Genomic DNA, 24,256 nt, shown 5'->3' on the forward strand with positions numbered 1-24,256 from the left:
GGAACCTTGGTCGCCTAGCCACAAAGAAGAGATGCCTAGGCGCTGAGTGGTTGCTTGTACTTTCAGGAACACAGTAATGGTGATACAATGAAGCAAATCGGTACCACACATTGGAGGAGGGTATTCTATGAAAATCGCTATTAACGGTTTCGGTCGCATTGGTCGCCAGGTGTTTCGCATTGCGCACGAGCGACCAGAGCTTGAAATTGTGGCCATCAATGATTTGGCCGATCCCAAAGGGCTTGTGCATCTCCTAAAATACGACTCCAACTATGGTCACTTTAAGGCCGAGGTGGCCTTAAGCGAAGGTGGCTTTGTCGTTGACGGCCGCCACACCAAGGTGCTGGCTGAAAAAGACCCTTTGCGCCTGCCCTGGGGCGAGCTTGGCGTCGACGTCGTTGTAGAGTGCACCGGCCGCTTTAAGGAGCGCGACACAGCTGGTAAACATATTACGGCAGGGGCCAAGAAAGTGCTCATTAGTTCTCCTGCCACTGGTGAAGACATTACCCTAGTGCTCGGTTGTAACCACGACAAGTATGACCATGCCAATCACCACATAATTAGCAATGCCTCCTGCACCACAAATGGCTTAGGCCCCATGGCAAAAGTGCTGCACGAAGAGTTTGGCATCGTCAAGGGCTTGATGAATACTATCCATGCTTTCACCAATGACCAAAGCATTCTCGATCAAATCCATTCCGATTTGCGCCGGGCGCGTACCGCCAGTCAGTCCATCATTCCCTCAAGCACGGGGGCTGCTAAGGCTATCGGCTTGGTGCTGCCTGAACTAAAGGGCAAGCTCAATGGCTTTGCCTTGCGCGTTCCTACAACCACGGTGTCCATCGTCGACCTCACCGTGGAGCTAGCTAAGCCCGCTACAGCCGAGGAAATCAACGCCGCGTTTCGCGCTGCCGCTGCTGGGCCCCTTAAGGGCATCTTAGGCGTGAGCGACGAACCGCTCGTCTCTATCGACTACTTAGGAGACACGCGTTCTTCTATAATTGATTTGCCGCTGACCATGGTGAGCGGAGGCAACATGGCCAAGGTGTGCGCCTGGTACGACAACGAATGGGGCTATTCTTGCCGCATGGTAGATGTCCTGGCGATGATTGCCGAGCATTACGGGGGCTGATAGCGATGGCTAAACTAGGGATAAAGGATGTTTCTGTTGCCGGCAAGCGCGTTCTAGTGCGAGTGGACTTTAACGTACCCCTAGATGAGAACGGGCATATTACCGATGATGCCCGCATACAGGGGTCTCTGCCGACTATTAATTACTTGCGCAATGCCGGTGCGAAGGTAGTGCTGGCCAGCCACTTCGGGCGGCCAAACGGTAAGCGCGATTTGCGCTACACTCTCGCCCCTGTTGCTGTTCGCCTGCGTGAATTGCTGGCGCAAGATGTAGCCCTGCTCGCTGACTGCATAGGGGACGAAGTGTTACGCCATGTAGAACAGATGAAAGACGGGGATGTAGCCCTGCTCGAAAACCTCCGTTTTCACCCTCAAGAAGAAAAAAATGACCCCCACTTTGCGAGCGAGTTAGCCAAATTAGCCGAGGTCTATGTCAACGACGCCTTCGGCGCTGCTCATCGCGCGCATGCTTCGGTGGCTGGGGTTACTGAATTCCTAAAGCCTGCTGTGGCCGGTTTCTTAATGCAGAAAGAGCTGGAGTTTCTAGGCTCGGCACTCGAGAACCCGCGTCGGCCCTTTCTCGCTATCCTGGGGGGCGCTAAAGTCTCTGACAAAATTAAAGTAATTGAAGCACTCCTCTCGCGCGTAGATAGCCTAATCATCGGCGGAGGCATGGCTAACACCTTCCTCAAGGCCAAGGGGTGCGAAATTGGCAAGTCACTCGTGGAGCCAGATCGTGTGGAGCTAGCCAGCGAACTGATGGATTTAGCAGAGCGGTCCAAGGTAAGCCTTCACTTGCCGCAGGACGTAGTTGTGGCCTCCTCTATTGGTGACGATACGGGTGAGATCGTGTCCATTGGGGAAGTGCCGCCCGACAAAATGATAGTCGATATTGGCCCGCTCACCATGGAGGACTACGCGCAGGTCATCGCCTCTGCCCGCCTGGTGGTCTGGAACGGCCCCATGGGTGTCTTTGAGAATCCGGCCTTTGCCGTGGGCACCTCAGGTATTGCACAGGCTCTCGCCGACTCCAAGGCTGTCAGTGTCGTTGGTGGCGGAGATAGTGCGGCAGCGGTGCTACAGGCTGGGCTGGCACAGGCCATGACCCATATTTCTACCGGCGGTGGGGCAAGTCTCGAATTCTTAGAGGGCAAGGTGCTGCCTGGGGTCGCCGCCTTAACCGACAAGAGTGGCAAGGGGGAGTAAAGTGGCACTACCTTTAATTATCGGCAACTGGAAGATGCATAACTCGCTGGCGGAGAGCGAAGCGTTGCTCCGCCAGCTTCTAACGCAGCTAGATAGCCAAAATGAAGTAGAAGTGTGTGTTTGCCCCCCTTTTACTGCCCTGGCCTTGGCTGGCTCGCTACTTAAGGCGAGCAACATAAAGCTGGGTGCACAAAGTTGTCATCACTTAGAAAGTGGCGCCTTTACGGGCGAAGTATCTTTGCCCATGCTTAAGGAGCTCGCCTGCCAGTATGTTCTCGTGGGGCATTCCGAGCGGCGCCAGTATTTTGGCGAAACAGATAGCGGCGTAGCGGCTAAAGTGGCAGCTGCGGTTAAGCATGGCCTGGTACCTGTGCTGTGCATAGGCGAGGATTTGGCTACGCGCCAGTCTGGTCGGGGCGAAAGCTATGTCTTAGCCCAACTGGAGGCCGGTTTGTCGCTCTTGTCTGGTCCTGTAGACGAAGTAGTCATTGCGTATGAACCAGTGTGGGCTATTGGCACCGGCCAAGCAGCCACGCCAGCGCAAGCTAATGAAATGCTAAGAAGTATTGCCGATAAAACGCCGCAAGTTGCCGACATCAAGCAAGTACGACTGCTCTACGGAGGCAGTGTCACGGCGCAAAACGCCGCTGGTTTCTTTGCTGAAGAGTATGTGGGTGGGGTACTGGCTGGTGGCGTAAGTCTTAAAGCCGAGAGTTTTGCACACATAGTGCGACTAGCTAGGAGATAGGCCCATGTATAAACAGGTAGCCCTTATCATCCTTGACGGTTGGGGTCTGCGCGCTGAAACGAAAGGCAATGCCCTAAAGAGCGTGGCTACACCCGCTCTTGATCATTTTCAGCAACAATATCCCTCTGCCCAACTAGCTTGTTCGGGCGAGGCAGTAGGCCTCATGCCAGGGCAAATGGGCGACAGCAATGTCGGCCACTTAAACATTGGTGCGGGGCGAATTGTCTACCAAGACCTAGCCCGCATTACGCGGTCACTGGCACAGGGCGAATTAGCGGCAAACACTACCTGGCAAAGTTTAGTCTCTAAGACGCGCTTAAACCAGGGTCGCCTGCACCTGTATGGACTGCTCTCCCTAGGTGGGGTGCATAGTCATACCGAGCACCTCCAAGAGATACTGCGCCAATGCCATAGTGAGAAACTACAGGTGTACCTGCACTTGCTCTTAGATGGCCGCGACGCACCGCCGACATCGGGGCAGGCATGGCTAACTGAAATGGAAGACTTCGTGCACGACTTAGGCACAGGTCGCATCGCCACCGTCATGGGTCGCTACTATGGCATGGACCGTGACACTCGTTGGGAGCGCACTGCCAAAGCCTATGATGCTCTGACTTTAGGCCAGGGCCAAGTGGTTACTAAGGCCAGTAGCGCTGTTCTCGAGCATTACAGGGCAGGGCTCACCGACGAATTTATGACACCCCTAGTGGTCGCTGCCGAGCAAGGAAAGGCAGAAATGCGAGATGGCGACAGCTTGTTGTTCTTTAACTTTCGGGCCGACCGCATGCGCCAAATTGTGCAGGCCTTTTCTTACCAGCAAGAGGTTGGCTTTGTGCGATCGAGGCAGCCAGAGCTGCAAATCGCGACCTTTACTAGGTATCATCAGGACTTGCCGTTTCCACAGGTATTTTTGCCCGAGGACTTGGCAGATACCTTGGGCGAAGTCGTGAGTAGAGCCGGTCACAGACAGCTACGCTTAGCCGAAACCGAGAAGTACGCCCACGTGACCTTCTTTTTTAGCGGCGGCAGAGAGGATGCCTTTCTGGGAGAGGACCGCCTGCTCATCCCCTCACCTCGCGTGGCCACCTACGACCTGATGCCGCAAATGAGCGCGCCCGAAGTAGCGGAGGCCTTTATAGAAAAATGGTCAGAGGGCTACCCCTTAGTCGTTGTCAACTTCGCCAACCTCGACATGGTGGGCCACACTGGTATTTTTCCGGCGGTGTGTCAGGCCGTCACCGCTGTCGATGGGGCGGTCAGCAAGGTGCTCAGCACTATACTGGAGAGCGGGGGAGCGGCCGTGCTCACGGCCGACCATGGCAATGCCGAAGAGGTCTATGACGAAAATGGCGACCCACACACTGCTCATACTCTAAACCCTGTGCCCTGCATCGTTATCACACCCGAAAACATGCTCGCAGTGCGCGAGAACGGTGTTCTGGCGGACATCGCCCCTACAGTCCTACAGCTAATGAATCTTGCCCAGCCGGCCAAAATGACCGGCCAATCCCTAATCATTAATCAATAAGGAGGCAAAGCGATGAGCAGTATAATTGAGATTCTGGCACGCGAGGTCTTAGATTCGCGCGGCAACCCTACCGTAGAAGTTGAAGTTGTGCTCGACGATGGCGTGGTAGGCAGGGCCATAGTTCCCTCAGGCGCCTCGACTGGGCAGTTTGAAGCCAGCGAACTGCGCGACAATGACAACGGGCGTTATCTTGGCAAAGGGGTAAGAAAGGCAGTAGACAATGTCAATGGCGAAATTGCCGAAGCTTTGGCGGGGCTAGATGCCTGCAATCAGGCCGCTATAGACGCCATACTCATAGCCTTAGATGGCACCCCCAACAAAGAGCGCCTCGGCGCTAACGCCATCCTCGGGGTATCCTTGGCCGTGGCGCGTGCCGCAGCAGAGTACTGCCATCTTCCTCTCTACCAGTATTTAGGGGGCGTGAGCGCTCGGGTTCTGCCGGTGCCCATGATGAACATCTTAAATGGTGGCAAGCACGCCGACAACGGCGTCGATATCCAGGAGTTTATGGTTATGCCAACGGGGGCCGTCTCCTTTGCCGAAGGCCTGCGCATGGGTGTGGAGGTCTTCCATAAACTGAAGAGCGTCTTAAAGAAGCGTGGTTACAGCACGGCCGTTGGCGACGAGGGCGGTTTCGCGCCTAAACTTGGCTCTAACGAAGAAGCACTCGAGCTTATTATGGAGGCCATCGCGGCCGCTGGTTTTGTGGCTGGCCAAGACCTCTACATCGCTATTGATGCCGCCGCTACTGAGTTTTGCCATGACGGCGTCTACACACTAGAGCGCGGCACCAAGCGCTGGAGCGCGGCTGAGCTAGTAGCCTGGTGGACAGAATTGGCCGCCAAGTACCCCATAATCTCGCTTGAGGACGGCATGGCCGAGGAAGATTGGGAGGGCTGGAAAGCGCTTAAGGCTCGTTTAGGGGGGAGCATACAGATCGTGGGCGACGACTTGCTCGTTACCAATACGGAGCGCATCGGTCGAGCCATCAAAGAGCAGGCCGTTAACTCGGTGCTTATTAAGCTAAACCAAATCGGCACCTTGACCGAAACTCTAGACGCCATCGAAATGACTAAGCGTGCGGGCTGGACGGCTATCATTTCTCACCGCAGCGGCGAAACAGAAGACACCACCATTGCCGACCTAGCCGTGGCGGTAAACGCCGGGCAGATTAAGACAGGGGCGCCCTGCCGCACCGACCGCGTAGCCAAGTACAATCAGCTTCTGCGCATCGAAGAAGAATTGGGCGCCTCGGCGGTCTTCCCCGGCAAGGATGCCTTCTACAATCTCAGATAACTAGTTCACAGGTTGTCAACCAGGCAGGCCTGTGCTAGAATCAAGAGAGTTTAGGTGGGGGGGGGAACAGAATGCTCATCGCGTTAAAGATTATGCAGGGCTTGATCGCCATTGGCGTCATCGTTTCGATAGTCATGCAGAGTGGTCGCGCAGCCGGGTTGGGAGCTATTGCCGGTGGTGCCGAAACACTGTTTGGACGCAAGAAGAACATGGATGCCTTTTTTAACAAACTGACCATTGGACTAGGGGTTGCCTTTATGGTGCTCTCGTTAGTCATTGCCGTAGTACAGTAAGTAAGAGAAAGTAAGGGCAACGCATAGATGCGGCTGCCCTTACTGCACGAGAACGGAGGCTACTATTTATGGAAGAGACCTTACTATGGTTGGCACCAGTGGCGGGAACGCTCGCCTTGCTTTTTGCCTGGTACCTAGCCACTAATGTCAGTCGGCAAGACGCGGGCACATCGCGCATGCAAGAGATTGCTGGCGCTATTCAAGAAGGTGCCATGGCTTTCTTGCGCCGGGAATACAGAAGTTTAGCTATCTTTGTATCTGTTCTATTTGTTATCTTGGCCTGGCAGATAAACCTTTCTACCGCATTTGCCTTTTTATATGGTGCTTTAAGCTCTATGTTAGCCGGCTTTATTGGCATGCGTGTGGCCACTAAGGCCAATGTACGCACGGCCGCCGCTGCCCGTCAGGGTCAAAACAAGGCCTTGTCCGTGGCTTTTTCGGGCGGTGCTGTCATGGGGATGTCGGTGGTTGGCTTAGGACTAATTGGCATTAGCGCTCTTTTTATCATTTTCCGCATTGTGCACGCCGGCATGGTCATTATAGACCCCTTGGCGCATTGCCCTGCCTGTGCCGCTATAGACACCAGCCCTACGGGTAACTTCGTAGTCCTGCTCTCCATGGTCAATGGTTTTGCCCTAGGTGCCAGCTCTATCGCCCTTTTTGCGCGTGTCGGAGGTGGTATCTACACCAAGGCGGCTGACGTCGGTGCCGATCTAGTAGGCAAAATCGAAGCTGGTATTCCCGAAGATGACCCCAGAAACCCGGCCGTTATTGCCGACAATGTGGGCGATAATGTAGGCGACGTTGCTGGCATGGGAGCCGATCTGTTTGAATCCTACGTTGGTTCTATTGTTGCCGCAATGGCCATTGGAATTGTGCCTATGGCTGCCAACCCGCTCAAAGACAGCCCTTGGAACGCCATCTTGGTGCCGCTGCTGCTTTCTGCTATCGGCATTATCGCGTCCATCATCGGCTCTCGCTTTGTCTCGGCCCGCGAAGGCGCTAATGTGCAGAGCGCACTCAGTAACGGAACGTATGTCTCTGGTGCGTTGACCATTGCCGCGGCCTTCTTTATGATTCGCTTCTTGCAGGTAGATATTGGCGTCTTCTACGCCATTGTCTCGGGTCTAGTTGCCGGCATCGCTATCGGGCGCATTACGGAGTACTACACCTCAGGCGATAACAAGCCTGTCCAGAATATCGCTGCTTCTGCCCAGACCGGGCCTGCCACCACTATTATCACGGGCTTAGCGGTCGGCATGATGAGCACTGCGCTCCCTATCATTGCAATTGCCTTGGCCGTTTACCTCTCTTTCTACTTTGCGGGCCTCTTTGGTGTAGCCATTGCGGCTGTCGGTATGCTCGCCACCACGGGCATGGTGGTAGCAGTAGACGCCTACGGGCCTATAGCTGACAACGCCGGTGGCATCGCCGAAATGGCTGGTCTTGACAAGTCGGTGCGTAAAGTCACCGACAATCTCGACGCCGTCGGCAATACTACGGCTGCCATTGGTAAGGGTTTTGCCATCGGCTCCGCCGCTCTTACGGCCTTAGCGCTGTTTTCGGCCTATGCTACTTCAGTGCAGCTCACGACGATCAATATTTTGTCCGCACCTGTGATTATCGGCTTGTTTTTGGGCGGCATGCTGCCTTTCTTGTTCTCTGCCTTGACCATGCAGGCGGTAGGACGCGCTGCCTTCCAAATGATCGGCGAAGTGCGCCGTCAGTTCAAAGAAATGCCCGGCATTATGGCTGGCACCACTCGCCCTGACTATGCGCGCTGTGTGGATATCAGTACCGCCGCAGCCCTTAAAGAAATGATTGTGCCAGGGATTATTGCTGTGTCCGCACCTATTGCCACGGGCCTCTTCCTAGGTAAAGAAGCTTTGGGCGGTCTGCTGGCTGGTTCTCTCGTCACGGGCGTTTTGCTCGCCATTATGATGGCCAACGCTGGTGGCGCCTGGGATAACGCCAAAAAATACATCGAGAGCGGTCAGTTTGGCGGCAAGGGTACTCCCACTCATCAAGCTGCTGTCGTGGGCGACACTGTGGGCGATCCCTTTAAAGACACTTCTGGTCCTTCGCTCAACATTCTCATTAAGTTAATGGCCATCGTCGCCCTCGTATTCGCCCCCTTGTTCATCTAGTCTAGGCTCATTATTTAAGACAGTGTCCTGTAGTGGGGCGGCGAGTAGCGAAATGCTGCCGGCCGCCCCTAGTATTTTAGCGGAAGGAAGTTAGGCATGGAGCGTACTACAGCGGTGGAACTAGTAAAGCAGCATGTAAAGAACAAGAACTTGATCAAGCATATGTTGGCAGTAGAGGCCGTCATGGGGGCACTAGCCCCGCGCTTTGGTGGAGAGGTGCCGCTGTGGGAACTCACGGGTCTCCTGCATGACATCGACTACGATCTGACCTGTGACAAGCCGGAAGCCCATAGCCTACTTGGTGCCGAAATTCTCGCCAGCCACGGGCTGCCTGAGGACTTGGTGAGTGCGGTGCGGGTGCACAATGAACAACATGGCCTGCCACGAGACAGCACGCTAGAGAAAGCACTCTTTTGCAGTGACCCAGTAACAGGGCTCATTGTCGCCGCCGCGCTCATTCATCCGGCCAAGAAGCTCGCCGCCATCGATAAAGACTTTGTGCTGAATCGCTACTACGAAAAAAGTTTTGCCCGCGGGGCTAGCCGCGAAACTATGGCTGGCTGTCGCGAAATAGGGCTCGAACTCGATGAGTTTATCGAGATCGCACTCTACGCCATGCAGCGCCGTGCGCCAGAGCTTGGGTTGTAAAACTCTAGAGATACAAAAAAGGCTACCCCTGTGCTTATGATATGCTCCCCCCACAATCGAAAGATGAAATAACAAACCATCTGTCAGACTGAAGGGGGAGCATATCACTAGGGTAGCCTTTTGGTCTATACTGTTACTAGAATCAGCTAGTGGCGATTAGCGGAGTCTTTTGCGGAGTACGATGGCGCCAGTCCCGAGGGCCAGTACGGCAAAGCCGCCGATCAGGGCATATTGGAGGGTGGAGACGCCAGCTGCCTCAGGCTGTGCTGTGTCTGTAGCAACCGACATAGTGGTGAACATGCGGTCGCTCTTAGTGGCAGTGGCGACTTCCGCGGCTTTGAGATCTTCTACTTCTTTTTCGGTGAGTAGGGCCTTGTCGCTTACGCGCACATTAACGGTGAGCTTATCTTCCCCAATGACGAGGGGAACTACGTAGATTTCTGTTCCCAAGCCCCGCAGGTCAAGCAGCCATGGTTCGACAGCGACAACTTGAGCGAGGGGGATGTTCCTCTCGGTAGCGATGTGATTGCGCGCAATGGTCTCTAGTTCGAGGGCGACACTGGGCTCAAGCACTCTGAGCATGGCACTGGCCGGCAGGGCCAGCATGACGAGGACTAAGGTTAGTAGTAGGATTCTTTTCATTGTTATTGCTCCCTTCGTTGTGGTTTCATTAGGTTAGACGTGTAAATGGCCCGCGTGTTCCACCAATAAGCTGCTTTTTTGCTCTGGAAAGGGAGAGTGACTTGTTCTGTGTTCAAGAAGGTATGGGCAGAAAATGTGCGAACCTTACTGGCTGATAACGATATCACTGTGGCTGAGGCTGCGCGGCTACTGGGTACTTCTAAGCAGTATCTGACGACCATACTTGGCGAGAGCCTGCCGCAGAGCACCAAAGAACAGGTTGTAGAGAGTCTTTCTTTACTGCTCCATGCACACCCGGGCAGGCTCTATTCCCCTCTGCCCCTAGTCCCAGAGGAACAACTCACCACAGCGCCTGCGGTAAACTGGCAGCTGCTGGACATGCCCGTCAGTGCCGCCGAGCAGGCCGTACTAGCTGAGCGTCATTTTTTGGGCGGCGACTATCGCGGTAGCCTGGCCTTTGTCAGACACCTACTGGCCGCGCATGGAGAGAGCCTCTTGCCCATAGCCACGGCGCAGGCACAACTTCTCGCCGGAAAGTCGGCGTGCCTGCTTGGGCAATCCGCCTTGGCGAGGGAATACCTCAAGTTGGCACAGCGCGTCTTTCAGAAGCGAGTCAGCGCCCAACCACAAAAATACTTGCCCCTGTGTCTAGAATGTTATCGCTACGGGGCCCTGGCGGCTCACATGGAGAGAGATTACGCCCTGGCGATGAAGCTACAGCGTCAAGCACTGCAGCTCTTAGTGAAACACCGGGGCGAGGACGATAATCTGGGCATGAAGTGGGAAACTTTAGGACAGAATATACTGCGTACGGTGGTCAAGCAGGGCAGACTGTCGGGCATCGTCGCGGTTGCCGACGAGCTCGAGGCTTTAGCAGGCCGGCTTGATTCCCCGGCGTTATCTGAGCGCGCAGTATTCACGCGGCAGTTCGCCCTCTATGCCGTGGCAAGGGCGCAAGGCATTCCGGGCCAGCAGGCCATGATGCCACCACCTCAGCTAGTGAGAGACGCCTATATATTCCTCCACTACGGGCTAGTGTTGTGGGATAGGGGTGGAGACCTGCGGCTCTTTACCGATAGCCTGCCGGTGGATACAGGTAGCGAAGAACTTGCCCTAGTCCATGAATGGTTGAGCAACCTGGCCGAGACCGGTGAAACAAAACTACGCTTTTCGTCGACCAACACCCTAAAGCCATGGGGTCTCCTAATAGGGGCCTGTACCGCACTAGAAAGTGATGCTCTGCAGGCTTTTCACATGTGGCAAGAGGCCCTGTTCGATCTCAAGGCTAACCGCGATATACCCCTGTACCTGTATTCCTTGGCCATGGGGCTCGATAAGTTTTCTGCCCATATTACGGCCCATAACCGCCAAGTGCTGCAAGCGGTGCTCGATAAAGTCCTGTCTCAGTTTACAGCATAGTTACCGAGATGCTTATAATAGTAGGGAGATGAGATGGGTGGCAACTACCAGCAACGAAGACAAGATCCTGTACCTGATGCGGCAAAAAGTATACAAACCTTTAACCGAGAGCGAGTTGGTGCAAGCGCTAGCTGAGAGCGGAGAAGGCGATGTACCCTGGCGCGAGCTTATCCTGGCTCTTGAGCAGTCCGGCCACATCATTAAGACGCGCTATCATCGCTATGGCTTGCCAGAGCAGATGAATTTGGTCGTGGGGCACCTACTCATGCAAGCCCCAGGGTATGGCTTTGTAGTGCCGCAAGTAAAAAACGGCCAGAGTGACATCTATATTCCCAGCCACGCCCTAGGCGAAGCCTTCCATCAAGACAAGGTCGTGGTACGCCTAGTCAGCAAGCCTGCTGGCGACCGCAAAGCCGAAGGTGAAGTTATTCGGGTACTAGCTCGTAGGAACGAGACCATTGTCGGCACCTTCTCTGGCTCCAGCGGGGAGTTCGGCTTCGTCAAGCCGGATGAAAAACGCCTGCCCTTTGCCGTCTTTATTCAGAAAGGAAAGACCGCAGGTGCGCAGGGCGGGGAAAAAGTAGTCGTGCGCATCACGCGCTGGCCGGTAAAGCGACAGGGACCCGAGGGTGAAGTCATTGAAGTGCTAGGGGCCGGCAGCGACCCCTTGGTGGCCATGCAAGGTGTGGCACGACAGCTTAATCTGCCGCGCGAGTTCTCCCAAGAAGTTTTAGCCGAGAGCGAGCAGGTTCAGTCTGAAATTGACGCCCGGGAGCTTGCCAAGCGCCGCGACTTACGTCAATCTAACATCGTCACCATAGATGGGGCAGATGCCAAAGACCTCGATGACGCCGTAGAGGTCGAGATAGGTGCCAATGGCAACTTTCGCCTGGGGGTGCACATCGCCGACGTAGCCCACTATGTGCCGGAAAACTCTGCTCTGGACAAAGAGGCTTTCTGGCGGGGGACAAGCATCTACTTTCTCAATCAAGTCATACCCATGCTGCCGCCCGCCTTGTCGAACGGCATTTGCAGCTTGAATCCACGTGTTGACCGCCTAGCGCTGAGTATAGTTATGGAAATCGATCACCAAGGTCAGGTCGTAAGTCACGACCTGTTTGAAAGCGTAATCAAGACGCGGGAGCGTTTTACCTACACGGAAGTCAATGAGTTGCTTGCAGGCACGGATGCAGCTCTGCGTGAGAGATACGCTGATCAACTTGCACACCTAGAGCTCATGGTTAAACTGCGCGACTTGCTCCGTGTAAAGCGCGAAAAGCGTGGCTCCATCGATTTCGAGCTGTCTGAGGCCAAGATCACCCTTGACGACAAGGGTCACGTAGCAGACATTGCGCCTCGTGCTAGGACCCTTTCTGACAGTATCATTGAAGAATTCATGTTAGCCGCGAATGAAACTGTCGCCGCGCGCTTTTATGACCTGCAGGTGCCCTTTGTGTACCGGGTACATGAGGAACCCAAGGAAGAGAAAATAGAAGACCTTAATCTGCTGCTAAACAATTTTGGCCTGCGCATCAAGACACCGCGCGGTAAGCTGCACCCCCACGCCTTTAGGCAGGTGATGGACAGTATCGAAGGCAGGCCCGAGGCCCATCTCCTAAATCGCGTCCTGCTGCGCTCCATGATGCGCGCGCGTTACAGCCCCGATTGCGCTGGTCACTTTGGCCTCGCCGCCAAATTCTACTGCCACTTTACCTCGCCCATAAGGCGCTACCCAGACCTCTTAATTCATCGCATCATCAAAGAGGTGCTCAGGGAGGGACAAATTTCTTCGCGGCGGGGGCGTCTGCTGACCGAGGTAGTCGATAGCGCTGCGCGGCAATCATCCGAGCGCGAGCAGCTGGCTACGGAGGCCGAGCGCACCATCGAGGACATCAAGAAGGCGGAATACATGGCCGGAAAAATAGGCGAGACCTTTGCGGGCATTATCTCCGGAGTGGTTTCCTTTGGTTTCTTTGTGGAGCTGCCGAACACGGTAGAAGGGCTTGTGCATGTGTCAAACCTGCATGATGATTACTACGTGTTTGATGCCGAAGCCTATACTCTAGTGGGTCGTCGTCTAAAGAAGCGTTACCGCATGGGAGACGCCGTGCAGATAAAGGTAGAGAAAGTAAATGTCGAAGAAGCAACCGTCGATTTTTCTCTTCTCGAGACCTAATTTTGTTCTCACACCCCTCCGGGTACCCTTTACAAATGCCATTCAGTGGAGTATTCTAGAATCGTACTACACAGTGTAGTAGAAAGGGAGTGGCTCATGAAGCCCATTTATGTGGTCATGGCAGTTCTCGTCATGGCAGTAGCTTTTTTTGGCTACAATTACTTTGTCAGTCTCAATGATGGCGGTGATTTTGGCGCTATTGAGCGGGAGGCCTTGGCCTTTTACCAGCAACAAAACCCGGCCTTGACCAATCTTTCGGCAGAGGTAATTGACTACGGCTGTCATATCGAAATCGAAATTAGACAGGGTGGCGAGCGCCTGACACGTCTCGGTTTTGCCGGGCAGGGTCGTTTCTACGAGATAGGCAGGTAGTTGTTATGCTGCGGCAGCGCCCGGTAGCCCCCGATTTTAAGCCCCACCGCCTTGGTCTAGAGCAGGTGCTAGGTGAGCTTGAGGCCGAAATTATGGAGATAGTCTGGACGGTAGGGGAGACAACGGTGCGCGAGGTGCATCACAGTTTGCTTAAAGTCCGCGACATTGCCTATACTACGGTGATGACGGTAATGACACGGCTAGCAGACAAAGGTCTCCTCCTGCGCGAGGCTGATGGTCATGCCTACCTCTATCGACCGCGCCTGTCTCGTGCGGCCTTCGTTTCAGAGATGGTCGGCGAAGTGCTCGATGCACTGCTGGCCTCGCATTCCTCCCAGACGGTCTCTCATTTTATGGCCCGCCTCGACCAGGCCAATGCTCTAGAACTGCAAGCACTAGAGGAACTCATTCGAAAGCGCAAGGGGGGGTAATGGTGTCCTTTAACCTCATGGTTGCCCCCTACATCCTCTATGTGCTCGTGAGCGGGGCTCTGCTCTACGGCGGAGCGCAAGTGTTATCGCGCCTACTGCCCTTGCCCCCTCGGACGAAAATGTTGCTTTATGCCGGAGTCCTCATTTTACCCGTTGTGACGTATACCTACTACTTGCGCCATATGTCCGCAGACTGCGACATGTTAGCGAACCCCGAGGCACTTCGTATCTGTTCGCTGGCCTACCGCTACAGCGACATCCTTACACCTTTGACCCTACTACTTCTCGTCGTTTATGCGCTGTGGCGTGCTTGGCAAGTCTTAGCGTCTCCCGTTAGACGAAGCCGCATCAGCACCGACAGCGCCTTAGTCACACGTGTGCGCAGTATCCTCCAGGAATGGGGCTACCACGACAAAGTAGCTATTGGCATCATCGACAGTCACTACCCCACGGCCTTTGTCAGAGGTTTTTTTCGCCCCGAGCTCGTGCTTTCGCGCGGTATGCTAGACCTCTTACCAGATGAAGCACTGCGCTCAGTGCTTGCACACGAAGTTTCGCACCTCGAGGGTGGCGACAATGTCTACAATCTGGTGCTGCTCTTACGAGAAGTCGCTTTCTTTTCGCCCTTTGCGCATCTCGCTTACCAGGGCTACACTGAAGAGTGCGAGTTGGCAGCAGATATGGCCGCGGGTAAACGTTCTGACAAACTAGCCCTCGCTTCTGCTATTCTTAAGGTCACACAAAGAGGGCAGGAGCTGTATCGCTTTGCCTGGCAGCACAGTTACTTAGTGGGAAGAGCGTCCGTGTCTTTGCGGGTGCATTCCCTATTGCGCGAAGGCCAGGTCTACTCTGCTTTGCCGCCATGGTTGGCGCTTAGCCTACTCGCCACGCTGGTGTTGGCGCTATGTTAGCCCTGCGGGGCTTTTTCTCGGGACTATGTACTACAATGTGTAGTAGTAAGGAGCAGTAACGGTGATAAAATTTCTGCAAGTAGCACTTAAGAATTTGTTTAGAAGGCGCTTTCGCACCCTCCTGACTATCCTAGGCATCGCCATTGGTATCTCTATGCTCTTTAGCTTCTTGGCTTTTAGTCAAGGATACGAAGCTTCTATGCGGGGGGAGCTAAATAAAATAGGGGCGCATATGCTGGCCATCGCCAAAGGATGCCCCTACGAGGCCACGGCTTTAATTATGCATGGCGGGGTCATAGAAGATTTTCTCACCACCGATGATGTACTGCGGGTCAGTGAAATGCCTAATGTACAGAGCGCCGTCGGCAATTTCATGAACCAAGTTGTGCTCCCTCACGGTAAGAGTGTGGTGGTATTTGGCATGAACGAGTACACTTTCGCTCAAAAACCATGGTGGGTGATTCGCGGTGAGAGATTTACGGGGGAGAACTCCATCATTCTGCCTGAAACTATGGCCACCGAGCTCGGGCTCAACATTGGTGATGTCTACCGGATGCCGGGCAAAGAAATAGATTTCGTCATCAGCGGCCTACTAGAAAAGACAGGCACCCAGGACGACAAATTTGTCTATGTCCCCTTCGCTACTGCCCAGCGCTTGTTTAACGCTGAGGGCAAGGTGACCTCCATCTCCATCTTGCTCGAGGACTTGGGGCGTGTGCAAGAAGTGGTTGACAGTGTGGAGTCACTGCCCGATGTGCAGGCTATTACCATGTCGCAAGTGCTAGCTACTGCGCAAACGCTTATGAGTTCAGCCCAAGCTATGATCAACTCCATTGTAATTATCGCCGTAGTCATCAGTGCGCTGGGTGTCATGAACAGTATCCTCATGTCTGTCTTTGAGCGCACCAAGGAAATCGGCATGATGAAGGCCGTCGGAGCCACGGGGAGCGATATTATCGCCCTCGTATGGATAGAGAGCGTCATTCTGTCGCTGGCGGGTGGCGTGGTTGGCATACTGGCCTCCTTTGCTACAGCGAGTTTCATCGAAACATTTATCCGCGGCCTCATTCCCTTCGCCCCCTTAGGCGAGCTACTCGCCTTTGACGCTAACACGGTGGCAATCAGTCTGATGAGTTCACTTGTGCTTGGTCTAGTCGCAGGGGCTTATCCGGCCATACGAGCTGCGGAGTTAAGTCCCATGGAAGCCATAAGGAGTGAGTAGCATGAGCCTCATAGTAACAAGTAAACTAGGCAAGAACTATCGTCGCGGCAGCGAAACCGTACACGCGCTAGAGGATGCCAGCCTCACCATCAAGGCGGGCGAACTCCTCGCCCTCGTCGGGCCATCTGGTTCCGGCAAGACAACTTTTATGAACTTACTGGGCTGCTTAGACACCCCGAGCTCCGGCAGCTACCTCCTCAATGGACAGGAAGTAGCCGGTCGCAAGGAAAGTGAACTCGTTAAAATTCGGCAGCAAAATATCGGCTTCGTCTTTCAGCAGTTTTTTCTTCTGCCCACTTTGACAGTGCAAGAAAATGTAGAGTTGCCTCTGCTCTTTAACCCCAGTGGCAAGAGCCGGGCGAACGAACTGCTAGAGCTAGTCGGGCTCACCCACCGCAGGCATCACTTACCCAAGGAGCTTAGTGGGGGTGAAATGCAGCGTGTGGCCGTCGCCAGAGCCTTAATTAATCGGCCCAAGATTCTGCTCGCCGACGAACCCACCGGCAACCTCGACAGTAAGAACAGTGAAAAAGTAATGGCACTCTTTAACGACTTGCACAAGCAAGGTCTGACCATTGTCTTGGTTACCCACAACATGGAGATAGCGAAGCACAGTCAGAGAGTAGTTCGTTTGGCAGATGGGCGGATTATCGAAAGCTAGACTAGGTAGGATGAAATGGAAGCTCTGGCGTAAGTGCTAGGGCTTCCATTTTGCTTTACCAGGGCAACTATTACAAAATATTTGCATAATTATCGAAGTGATGATATTATGTGCGTGAAAGTGAGACGGGCGTAGGCCTAAAGGCACCTAAGGACATGGGACATGGCTTATTTTTGTGAAAGGATGAGCAGGATGACGATGTCGGACAGTGGTAAGCGGCTTAAAATTACTACCTTGGGTCACTTTGCTGTCGTAAACGGGAGTAGCTGTATTTCGCATTCCTGTGGTCGCTCGCGAAAGATATGGGATCTATTTAAGTTATTGCTGGTTCACCACGACCGTGTATTAATGCCGGAGTCTATTGTAGAACAGCTGTGGCCCGAAAAACCCTATGATGATGCCAGGGGGGCCGTCCGCACTCTTGTCCATAGGCTGCGGAGTGTGCTGGGTGAAGATATGGACTACATAAAGTTCACTCAAGGGGGCTATACCTTTAGCCTCTACCACGACGTCTGGTTAGATATACATGTTTTCGAGAACACCTGCCGACAAGCGCGACAACTAGCCAAGCAGGGCCTCATGCCAGAAGCTGTGCATCTGTACAAGCAGGGGCTATCGTTGTACCAAGGCGATTTGTTACCTGAATGCCCGTACAGTGATTGGTTGTTGCCCCATAGGGGTCATTACCACAGTCTGTATGTACAGGCCGTTGCTGAGCTGGCGGTATTGCTCGACGAGCAGCATTCCTACGCGGAGCTTGAGGAAGAAGTAACTAGAGCCCTCATGGTTGATTACTACGAAGAAACCCTGCACCTAATTTTACTGCAGACACTGCTGCGAGAAGGTAAATTCACCCAGGCCAAGTGGCATTACGAAAAGGTCACTTCTGTTTTCTACCGCGAAATGGGCCTCAAGCCGAGTGCGGCCATGAAAGGGCTCCTGCGCCTTATCTTAGGGCAAGAGACCGAAAACAACAGGGCGGCGGCAGAACATGTGCCCATACTAGATGCTGTGCCCTGCCAAGAGGAGTCTCGTGGGGCTCTCCTCTGCGAGCGCGAGGTTTTTAGGGTCATCTGTAGCCTAGAGAGCCGCCGTGCGGAGCGGACAGGCAGCACAGGGCAAGTGGCGGTGCTCGCCGTGACGCAGGCCCACATCAGCGATTCACTGCTAGGTGAGAAAGGTGATGAAGGCCACGTTCTCGAAAAGCTGCTACGGGCTGTGTTGCGCAAGGGCGATGTCCTCTGTCGCGATGGCCTTCATCAGTTCTTTGTCCTCCTTCCTGCTACCACTTATGAACAAGCGCAGAGCATCATCAGGCGAGTAGAGGACGCTGCTAAAGAAAGGGGGCTCTTACTAAGAAGGCGTCTACAGCCACTAAGCGCCTCTTAAGGGTCTTAAGTATACATAGCTTCTGCACCGCGGACCAGCGTTGGTCCGCGGCTTTGTCATTCTGTTGGGCTGTTTGTGTTCTAGCGAAATATGTAATTAGTCTGTAATTTAGATGCAACCCCCATAAAACTTGCCTGTATCTAACTTGTAACCCCCTATTGCTACACTGACCTTAGTAAATGAAGAGTAGGAGGGTTTTCTCATGACCAGGCTCGAACAGCGCCGACAGCGCCACCTGCACACACAAGAAAGCTGGCGTGCCTTAGGCAAAGTTGTCTTGTTGCTCTCCTTGGTTGCTCTGCTGCTCCTACCGCCAAAGTTGCCGATGGTTGGAGCAAAGTTTACAAGCTGGGGTCTTTCACAAGGGGCGCTGCGTAGCGGTGACTCATCATACAGTCTATCCTTGCATCCTGGTAGTAGCATGACTAATGACAGCCCAGGGGATCCTGGTCCAGCTTTTAGGGTGGCGGAATGGAGAGGTGGACAGCTCAGTCTAGATTTTGGCACCTACCCTGTCGGCAACAACAGAAATTTTCCGCAGGTTCTCGTGGTGCACAATGCCAGCGGTTGGAGCTCGGGGCTACACTTGCAGCTCAGCGGCGAAGTAGCACAGTTCATCGCCATAGCCGAGCCAAGTGCATGGATCGGCCCACGTGGTAGCATCTCTCTAGGTTTTCGCCTCGCGAGTAGTCCGACTGATAAAGACGGTGAGTTCGTCGGCACCCTGCACATTGTAACTGACAGAGGAATTACGCTCGGCGCGTTACCAGTACGACTAAGGCTGGCTAAGGCCAAGAGTAGCGCTAGTCAAGCTACGTTACCTGCACCCCAAGTATCTGCGCCTGAAGTAGCCCTTAGTGACGAAGGAGGTAGTAGCGCAACTGGCGGTACCCCTTTTGAAGCTGAGGCGCAAAGCTCGGCCGGAGCAGAAGAAAGCGGTGAGACAAATGGAAATCCCGGTAGCTAAAAATTCATCGCTGCGCGATGCAGTGCATAAATTTTCTCGCCATGTCGGCAACTCTCTGTTTGTAATTTCTCTCGTCCTAGCGGTGGTCCTGGTGTTCTTCCTAATTCAGAGTCGTGTCACTGGGGGGGTGCCGGCCGTTCTTGGGCATCAGTTGTACATAGTTGGTGGCGGCAGCATGAGCCCTGCCTTCTCTGCAGGCAGCGTCGTCATGGTTCGGCCGCAGGAGGCCAGTACGATTCGCCTCGGCGACATTATCACTTATCGTGACCCCGATTCAAACACCACGGCCATCATTGTCACGCATCGTGTGGTAGGCATAGCACAGGGCGAAGCGCTCACCTTTACGACCCGCGGCGACGCAAATCATGCCGATGACCCGCTACCGCTCCCGGCCAGCAACATTATCGGGCGCGTGGCCTACACCATCCCGTTTCTTGGCTACGTGCTTAGTTTTATGCAGACAAAGAACGGCATGTTGCTAATGCTCGTCCTACCGGCCAGTGTCGTAATTGTGGTCGAAGTGCGCAAGCTCATGGGCTACGCACGTAGCATAGATAACCAAGGGGGGGGATGCGTATAGCAGAGGCATTTGCAGCATCACACTCGCCTGAGGACGCTAGCCGGGCTGTCCGGTGTGGGCGTGGCGTACCGCAAGTACGTCAAAAATAGAATATAATGGAGGCCTAGAAGATGAAAACTAAAATGATCGTGAGCATGCTGATTCTCGCTTTGGCCGCCGCCTTGGTCGGTGGCGCGACGATGGCTATCTTTACCGATACGGAGAACAACAATGGCAACACCTTTACCGCAGGTACGGTCAACATCACCGTGGGTGGCACTAGCATGCCCGCTGTAGCAGCGGGGAATATGGCCCCTGGGGACACAATAACAGGCAGCTTTACAGTTACCAATGCCGGCACCTTGCAGCTTAGATTTGATGTGTCGGGTGCACTAGGCGGGGCCCTCTTTAGTGGCGCAACCCCAGCCATACTCGCTGGACTTGGCGATGACCAAGATGTAGTTCTTGATCCCGGAGCCTCGGCAGTCGTCACCTTCACCGTGCACCTGCCCCTTGGCGCAGGCAATGCCTATCAGAACGCCACCGGCACTATCGACTTCACCATCGTGGCCGAGCAGACAGCCAATAACTAGCTCCTTCCAGTCATCTCAGGAAACCATGCTCTACCGCCTGATATGATGACGGCATAGGGAAAGGAGGAACAAGGTGAAAACAAGAATTGTAGTAGCTTACCTAACCGTAATGCTAGTGGCTGGGCTGCTAGGCGGGACCACCATGGCGATTTTCACCGACGTGGAGAGTAACTCCGGCAATATCTTTGTCGCCGGCAGCGTGGACATCAGGGCTGATCGCAACCTAGGCGACCCCATACCCGGCCCCATGTTTTACACCAATATTGCTGAGGGCACGGTAGAGGGAGCGGGTTCGCCCCATCAACCTACACTGCTGTGGGCCCCTGGGGATACACACACACGTAATTTGGATGTGCGCAACATGGGCTCCCTAGAGGTTCGCCTGGATCAGGTTTCGGCGCAGATCACCTCCATTAATGGTTCACTGCCAGAGGCATTCCCAGGGATGGCAGCCTCGTGGGCTAGCAAAATGAAGGTCAAGATTTACGTGGCCGGCTTTCCACAGACGAAGATTCTCTACAATGGTCCACTGGCCGTATTGCTGACGGGCCCGCAAGCATGTATACACCAGCCGGTTATCTCACCAAATATCGGACTTTGGCCCCCCATGGTGCAGCTAGTTTACGAAGTGTCCATGGACATTAGCGCCGGTAATGACTTGCAGGGCATCGTGCCCATAGTCAGTTTCAGCGTCTTCGCTGAACAAACAGCCAACAACCCTTAGGCCAGCAGTCAGGCGCATAACTTGACACCCTCTGGCTGCCTCTGTACAATTAAACAACACCCCAAGAAAAGCCTCCTTACTGGGGGCTTTGGGGTTTTTGTGAAGGAGGTCTTGACATTGGCGCCACAAGATTACCGCTTAGATAAATTTGAGGCCCTAAAGGCGCACGGCGTAGAGCCGTACCCCGCACGTTTTGCGGTTAATTACACGCTGGCCGCCGCGGCCGCCTTACCCGATGATGTAGCAGAAGTCAAAGTGGCGGGGCGCATCATGGCCATTCGCAAAATAGGCAAACTCACCTTCGTGCGCTTGCAGGATTTTCATGGCCAGGTGCAAGTAGCCCTGAAGAAAGACCACATCGGTGACAACTACGACCTGTTTCACAAGATCATCGATATCGGTGACTTCATCGGCGTTTGTGGCACCACCTTTACGACCAAGACTGGCGAAAAGACACTGCAAGCTGACGAGTTTGTTTTCTTGGGCAAGGCCTTGCGCGAAATGCCGGAGAAATGGCATGGGCTAAAAGACGTGGAGCTCATCTACAGGCAGCGTTACCTAGGCCTTATCTCTAATGCTGAAAGCCGGCGGGTGTTTTTGCTGCGCTCGCGACTGCTAAGAGAAATTCGCACCTTCCTAGAGAGCCGCGGTTTCTTAGAAGTAGAGACGCAAATTCTCACCAATCAAGCTTCAGGCGCCTTGGCCGCCCCTTTTGTCACTCATCACAATGCGCTCGGCATCGATGTCTTTCTGCGCATTGCCCCCGAAATGTACCTCAAGCGACTCGTGGTAGGGGGCATTCCCCATGTCTTTGAGGTCGCGCGTTGCTTCCGCAACGAGGGCATTAGCCCCACACATCTGCAGGACTTCACCATGATCGAAGGATACAGCGCCTACTATGACTACAAAGACAATATGAAGCTCATGCGCGAGATGATTCTGCACTGTATCACAGAACTTTTTGGGGCCACCAACATAAAGATAGATGAGGAAGACATAGATTTCGGTGGTGAGTGGCCCGTAGTCACTTTTCGGGAGCTCATACTGCGAGACTCATGTATAGACATAGAGGATTACGACGATGCCGCCTCTCTCTTGGCCGCCATTTTCGCCCGGGGCATTTCGCTCGAGCACGAAAACCTAAAGAAACTAGGCAAGGGCAGCTTGGTCGATTTACTTTACAAAAAAGTCAGCCGCCCCAAGCTCATTAGCCCCACCTTCCTCACTGCGCACCCACTCGAGCTCTCACCCTTAGCTCGTGCCAATGATGACGACCCCGGCTTATCCGATCGTTTTCAGCTGGTCGTCAATGGGGCCGAGATCATCAATGGGTACTCTGAGCTTGTCGACCCGCTCGAACAGCGTAGGCGACTTGAAGAACAGCTCAAATTGCGCCAGCAAGGTGACGCTGAAGCCATGCCCATGGATAATGACTACCTCAAAGCGATGGAGTATGGCATGCCGCCTATCTCAGGTTGGGGCATGGGCGTCGACCGTCTGTTGCAGGTTCTGCTCAACTTGCCAAACATTCGCGATGCCATATTATTCCCCACCATGCGCCCCTTAGAGGAGTAGTCTTTTGATGAAAAAACCAGAGGAAGAGAAAGTTTTTGCCGACAATCGCAAGGCCTACCACGACTACTATATTGACGAAACATATGAAGCGGGCATCGCCCTGACAGGCACAGAAGTAAAATCAATACGTAGCGGCAAAGCCAACTTGCGCGACAGCTATGCCGCCATTGTAGACAGTGAGTGCATTTTAATAAATGCCCACATCAGTCCCTACGACCAAGGCAATCAGTTTAATCACGATCCGCGGCGCCAGAGAAAGCTTTTGCTGCATAAACGCGAAATTAACCGCTTAATTGGCTTAACCATGCAAAAAGGATATACTTTGGTGGCATTGCGATTTTATCAAAAAAGGGGTAAAATAAAAGTAGCACTTGGGCTCGCGCGTGGCAAAAAAACGCACGACAAACGCGATGCCGAGGCTGAAAAAGAGGCTAAGCGCGATATCGAGCAGGCCTTCCGTCTTCGCCAAAAGGGCGAATAAAAACATGGGGGCGAAAAGGTTTCGACGGGGGTAGAGTTGGTCAGGGTAGCGAGTCGGGTTCCCGACACCCGTAAAACAGGGAAAACAAAAACAAACGCAAACAATAATTACGCGTACGCTGCCTAGCTAGGCAGCCGTCGGCCCGCACTTTTCCTACGAGGGCGGTAACTGGCGTCATGAAAGTAGGAGTAGGGTTATCGAGCGCCTAGTAAGTAACCCGAAATCATAGGCTAGCGAAAGCCTCAGCCCGTCAGTGGGCGTAGGCAAGGGCGAATCACCAAATCGCTGACTGCACTCGGAGAAACTCTGGCAGGCATATCTTCGGACGGCGGGTTCGACTCCCCCCGCCTCCACCAAATCAAACACCATCTATTGATAAAAGGAATTTTGTCAGCAGGTGGTTTTTTGTTTGCCCGAAAGTACTTGCTTTAAGCCGCTTTCGGGCTTTGTGCTTTTCGCCTTGTAGCAATAGTTGGTGTTTTAGTATATCTGTTTTCGGAGGATACTTGACACAAACCTGTAGCTGCCAAGTGCTTACTTTTAACGATTTGACCTCTTGGGGTGTGCATCTTTTAACGATTTGTCTTGTAATCGTTAAAAGATACTGTTACGGCAAAAAAACAGCCCGCCGATTAGCGAGCCGTAAATAGTTGAATGTTAAGCTGTGACTTCCGAGCCGTTTTTGAATCTGAATCTCATTGCGCCATCTTGGTTGACCGTTACTTGGTCGATTACAGCAAGCCACAGTTTTTCGTCAAACTCAGCTATGGCAAACGGTCGGCTCTCAATGTCTTTGATGAAGCCTTCGATGATTTTGCCCTTGCCAAGGCGCTCTCGCTTGATCGCTTCCAACTCATCGACCTGCTCTGAAGCTTTACGGTGGCGTTCGAGATAGGCGTTGTTACGCTCCGTCCATTCCTTCTGGTCTACCGCCGATCGGGCATTTTCATAAATTGCCTTTCTGGATAGTTCGGTAACAACCTCAATCTCACGGAACAATTCGGCAAGTTCTGCGGTGAACCCCAAAAACTAGACACCTTAGAACTCGTTTTAGCTCTGTTTTTTGCGGTATTTCGTGTGTACATTTTCTGCGGCAAGGAAACACGTTAAGGCACAGAAAACGCGTCGCCTGAGCCA

The 24,256-nt window shown here is 53.7% G+C and carries 24 protein-coding genes and 1 other RNA gene; 23 read left to right on the plus strand and 2 right to left on the minus strand.

All coding sequences use genetic code 11. The features are described from left to right. Positions 1-127: 127 nt before the first annotated feature. The 8 genes from gap (at position 128) to KGZ92_02725 (ending at position 8,997) form a co-directional block, all read left to right on the plus strand. Positions 128-1,132 carry a type I glyceraldehyde-3-phosphate dehydrogenase gene (gap, locus tag KGZ92_02690; GenBank protein MBS3888195.1) on the plus strand — a complete coding sequence of 335 codons (1,005 nt, stop codon included), beginning with the start codon at positions 128-130 and terminating at the stop codon, positions 1,130-1,132. Between the two features lie 5 nt (positions 1,133-1,137). Then, positions 1,138-2,337 carry a phosphoglycerate kinase gene (locus KGZ92_02695; GenBank protein MBS3888196.1) on the plus strand — a complete coding sequence of 400 codons (1,200 nt, stop codon included), beginning with the start codon at positions 1,138-1,140 and terminating at the stop codon, positions 2,335-2,337. Position 2,338: 1 nt separating this feature from the next. Then, complete coding sequence (tpiA, locus tag KGZ92_02700; protein MBS3888197.1) at positions 2,339-3,085, plus strand: triose-phosphate isomerase; 747 nt, start codon at positions 2,339-2,341, stop codon at positions 3,083-3,085. A 4-nt stretch (positions 3,086-3,089) separates the two neighbouring features. Next, on the plus strand, positions 3,090-4,613 hold the full coding sequence (gene gpmI, locus KGZ92_02705; protein ID MBS3888198.1) for a 2,3-bisphosphoglycerate-independent phosphoglycerate mutase: 1,524 nt from the start codon (positions 3,090-3,092) through the stop codon (positions 4,611-4,613). Between the two features lie 12 nt (positions 4,614-4,625). Further along, on the plus strand, positions 4,626-5,909 hold the full coding sequence (gene eno, locus KGZ92_02710) for a phosphopyruvate hydratase (protein ID MBS3888199.1): 1,284 nt from the start codon (positions 4,626-4,628) through the stop codon (positions 5,907-5,909). 71 nt (positions 5,910-5,980) lie between these two features. Continuing rightward, on the plus strand, positions 5,981-6,202 hold the full coding sequence (gene secG / locus KGZ92_02715) for a preprotein translocase subunit SecG (GenBank protein MBS3888200.1): 222 nt from the start codon (positions 5,981-5,983) through the stop codon (positions 6,200-6,202). A gap of 68 nt (positions 6,203-6,270) precedes the next feature. Beyond that, positions 6,271-8,349 (plus strand): sodium-translocating pyrophosphatase, encoded by a 2,079-nt coding sequence (locus KGZ92_02720; protein MBS3888201.1) that lies wholly within the window; start codon positions 6,271-6,273, stop codon positions 8,347-8,349. A gap of 96 nt (positions 8,350-8,445) precedes the next feature. Next, positions 8,446-8,997: an HDIG domain-containing protein gene (locus KGZ92_02725; protein MBS3888202.1), complete on the plus strand. Its 552-nt coding sequence runs from the start codon at positions 8,446-8,448 to the stop codon at positions 8,995-8,997. Positions 8,998-9,153: 156 nt separating this feature from the next. Here KGZ92_02725 and KGZ92_02730 read toward each other — a convergent pair whose 3' ends face one another. After that, positions 9,154-9,639 (minus strand): hypothetical protein, encoded by a 486-nt coding sequence (locus tag KGZ92_02730; GenBank protein ID MBS3888203.1) that lies wholly within the window; start codon positions 9,637-9,639, stop codon positions 9,154-9,156. A gap of 108 nt (positions 9,640-9,747) precedes the next feature. Here KGZ92_02730 and KGZ92_02735 point away from each other — a divergent pair, with 108 nt between their 5' ends. The 15 genes from KGZ92_02735 (at position 9,748) to ssrA (ending at position 23,475) form a co-directional block, all read left to right on the plus strand. Further along, entirely contained in the window at positions 9,748-11,058 is a 1,311-nt protein-coding gene (locus KGZ92_02735; GenBank protein ID MBS3888204.1) for a hypothetical protein, read from the plus strand. A gap of 28 nt (positions 11,059-11,086) precedes the next feature. Further along, positions 11,087-13,234 (plus strand): ribonuclease R, encoded by a 2,148-nt coding sequence (gene rnr, locus KGZ92_02740; GenBank protein ID MBS3888205.1) that lies wholly within the window; start codon positions 11,087-11,089, stop codon positions 13,232-13,234. A 96-nt stretch (positions 13,235-13,330) separates the two neighbouring features. After that, entirely contained in the window at positions 13,331-13,606 is a 276-nt protein-coding gene (locus KGZ92_02745; protein MBS3888206.1) for a hypothetical protein, read from the plus strand. Positions 13,607-13,611: 5 nt separating this feature from the next. Next, positions 13,612-14,037, plus strand: a complete 426-nt coding sequence (locus KGZ92_02750; protein ID MBS3888207.1) for a BlaI/MecI/CopY family transcriptional regulator — start codon at positions 13,612-13,614, stop codon at positions 14,035-14,037. Further along, positions 14,037-14,948 (plus strand): M56 family metallopeptidase, encoded by a 912-nt coding sequence (locus KGZ92_02755; protein MBS3888208.1) that lies wholly within the window; start codon positions 14,037-14,039, stop codon positions 14,946-14,948. The genes KGZ92_02750 and KGZ92_02755 overlap by 1 nt, the downstream gene beginning before the upstream one ends. 61 nt (positions 14,949-15,009) lie before the next feature. After that, the gene (locus tag KGZ92_02760; protein MBS3888209.1) at positions 15,010-16,170 is read left to right on the plus strand and encodes an ABC transporter permease; all 1,161 of its coding nucleotides are present in this window, start codon (positions 15,010-15,012) and stop codon (positions 16,168-16,170) included. Between the two features lies 1 nt (position 16,171). Further along, on the plus strand, positions 16,172-16,831 hold the full coding sequence (locus tag KGZ92_02765) for an ABC transporter ATP-binding protein (GenBank protein MBS3888210.1): 660 nt from the start codon (positions 16,172-16,174) through the stop codon (positions 16,829-16,831). Between the two features lie 192 nt (positions 16,832-17,023). After that, positions 17,024-18,220 (plus strand): winged helix-turn-helix domain-containing protein, encoded by a 1,197-nt coding sequence (locus KGZ92_02770; GenBank protein ID MBS3888211.1) that lies wholly within the window; start codon positions 17,024-17,026, stop codon positions 18,218-18,220. A gap of 202 nt (positions 18,221-18,422) precedes the next feature. Beyond that, entirely contained in the window at positions 18,423-19,187 is a 765-nt protein-coding gene (locus KGZ92_02775; protein ID MBS3888212.1) for a hypothetical protein, read from the plus strand. Then, positions 19,168-19,767, plus strand: a complete 600-nt coding sequence (locus tag KGZ92_02780) for a signal peptidase I (protein MBS3888213.1) — start codon at positions 19,168-19,170, stop codon at positions 19,765-19,767. Before KGZ92_02775 ends, KGZ92_02780 begins: the two co-directional genes overlap by 20 nt. A gap of 110 nt (positions 19,768-19,877) precedes the next feature. Further along, positions 19,878-20,339, plus strand: a complete 462-nt coding sequence (locus KGZ92_02785; protein MBS3888214.1) for a SipW-dependent-type signal peptide-containing protein — start codon at positions 19,878-19,880, stop codon at positions 20,337-20,339. A gap of 73 nt (positions 20,340-20,412) precedes the next feature. Then, complete coding sequence (locus tag KGZ92_02790) at positions 20,413-21,063, plus strand: SipW-dependent-type signal peptide-containing protein (protein ID MBS3888215.1); 651 nt, start codon at positions 20,413-20,415, stop codon at positions 21,061-21,063. Between the two features lie 111 nt (positions 21,064-21,174). Continuing rightward, positions 21,175-22,638, plus strand: a complete 1,464-nt coding sequence (lysS, locus tag KGZ92_02795) for a lysine--tRNA ligase (protein MBS3888216.1) — start codon at positions 21,175-21,177, stop codon at positions 22,636-22,638. Between the two features lie 7 nt (positions 22,639-22,645). Next, positions 22,646-23,119: an SsrA-binding protein SmpB gene (gene smpB, locus KGZ92_02800; protein MBS3888217.1), complete on the plus strand. Its 474-nt coding sequence runs from the start codon at positions 22,646-22,648 to the stop codon at positions 23,117-23,119. A 6-nt stretch (positions 23,120-23,125) separates the two neighbouring features. Then, positions 23,126-23,475, plus strand: a transfer-messenger RNA (tmRNA) gene (gene ssrA, locus KGZ92_02805). Positions 23,476-23,776: 301 nt separating this feature from the next. Here ssrA and KGZ92_02810 read toward each other — a convergent pair. Further along, a complete protein-coding gene (locus tag KGZ92_02810) occupies positions 23,777-24,145 on the minus strand; it encodes a hypothetical protein (GenBank protein MBS3888218.1) in 369 nt (122 codons plus the stop codon). Between the last annotated feature and the right edge of the window lie 111 nt (positions 24,146-24,256).

It is taken from the genome of Bacillota bacterium (assembly GCA_018333655.1).
In the GTDB taxonomy this organism is placed as follows: domain Bacteria; phylum Bacillota; class UBA994; order UBA994; family UBA994; genus BS524.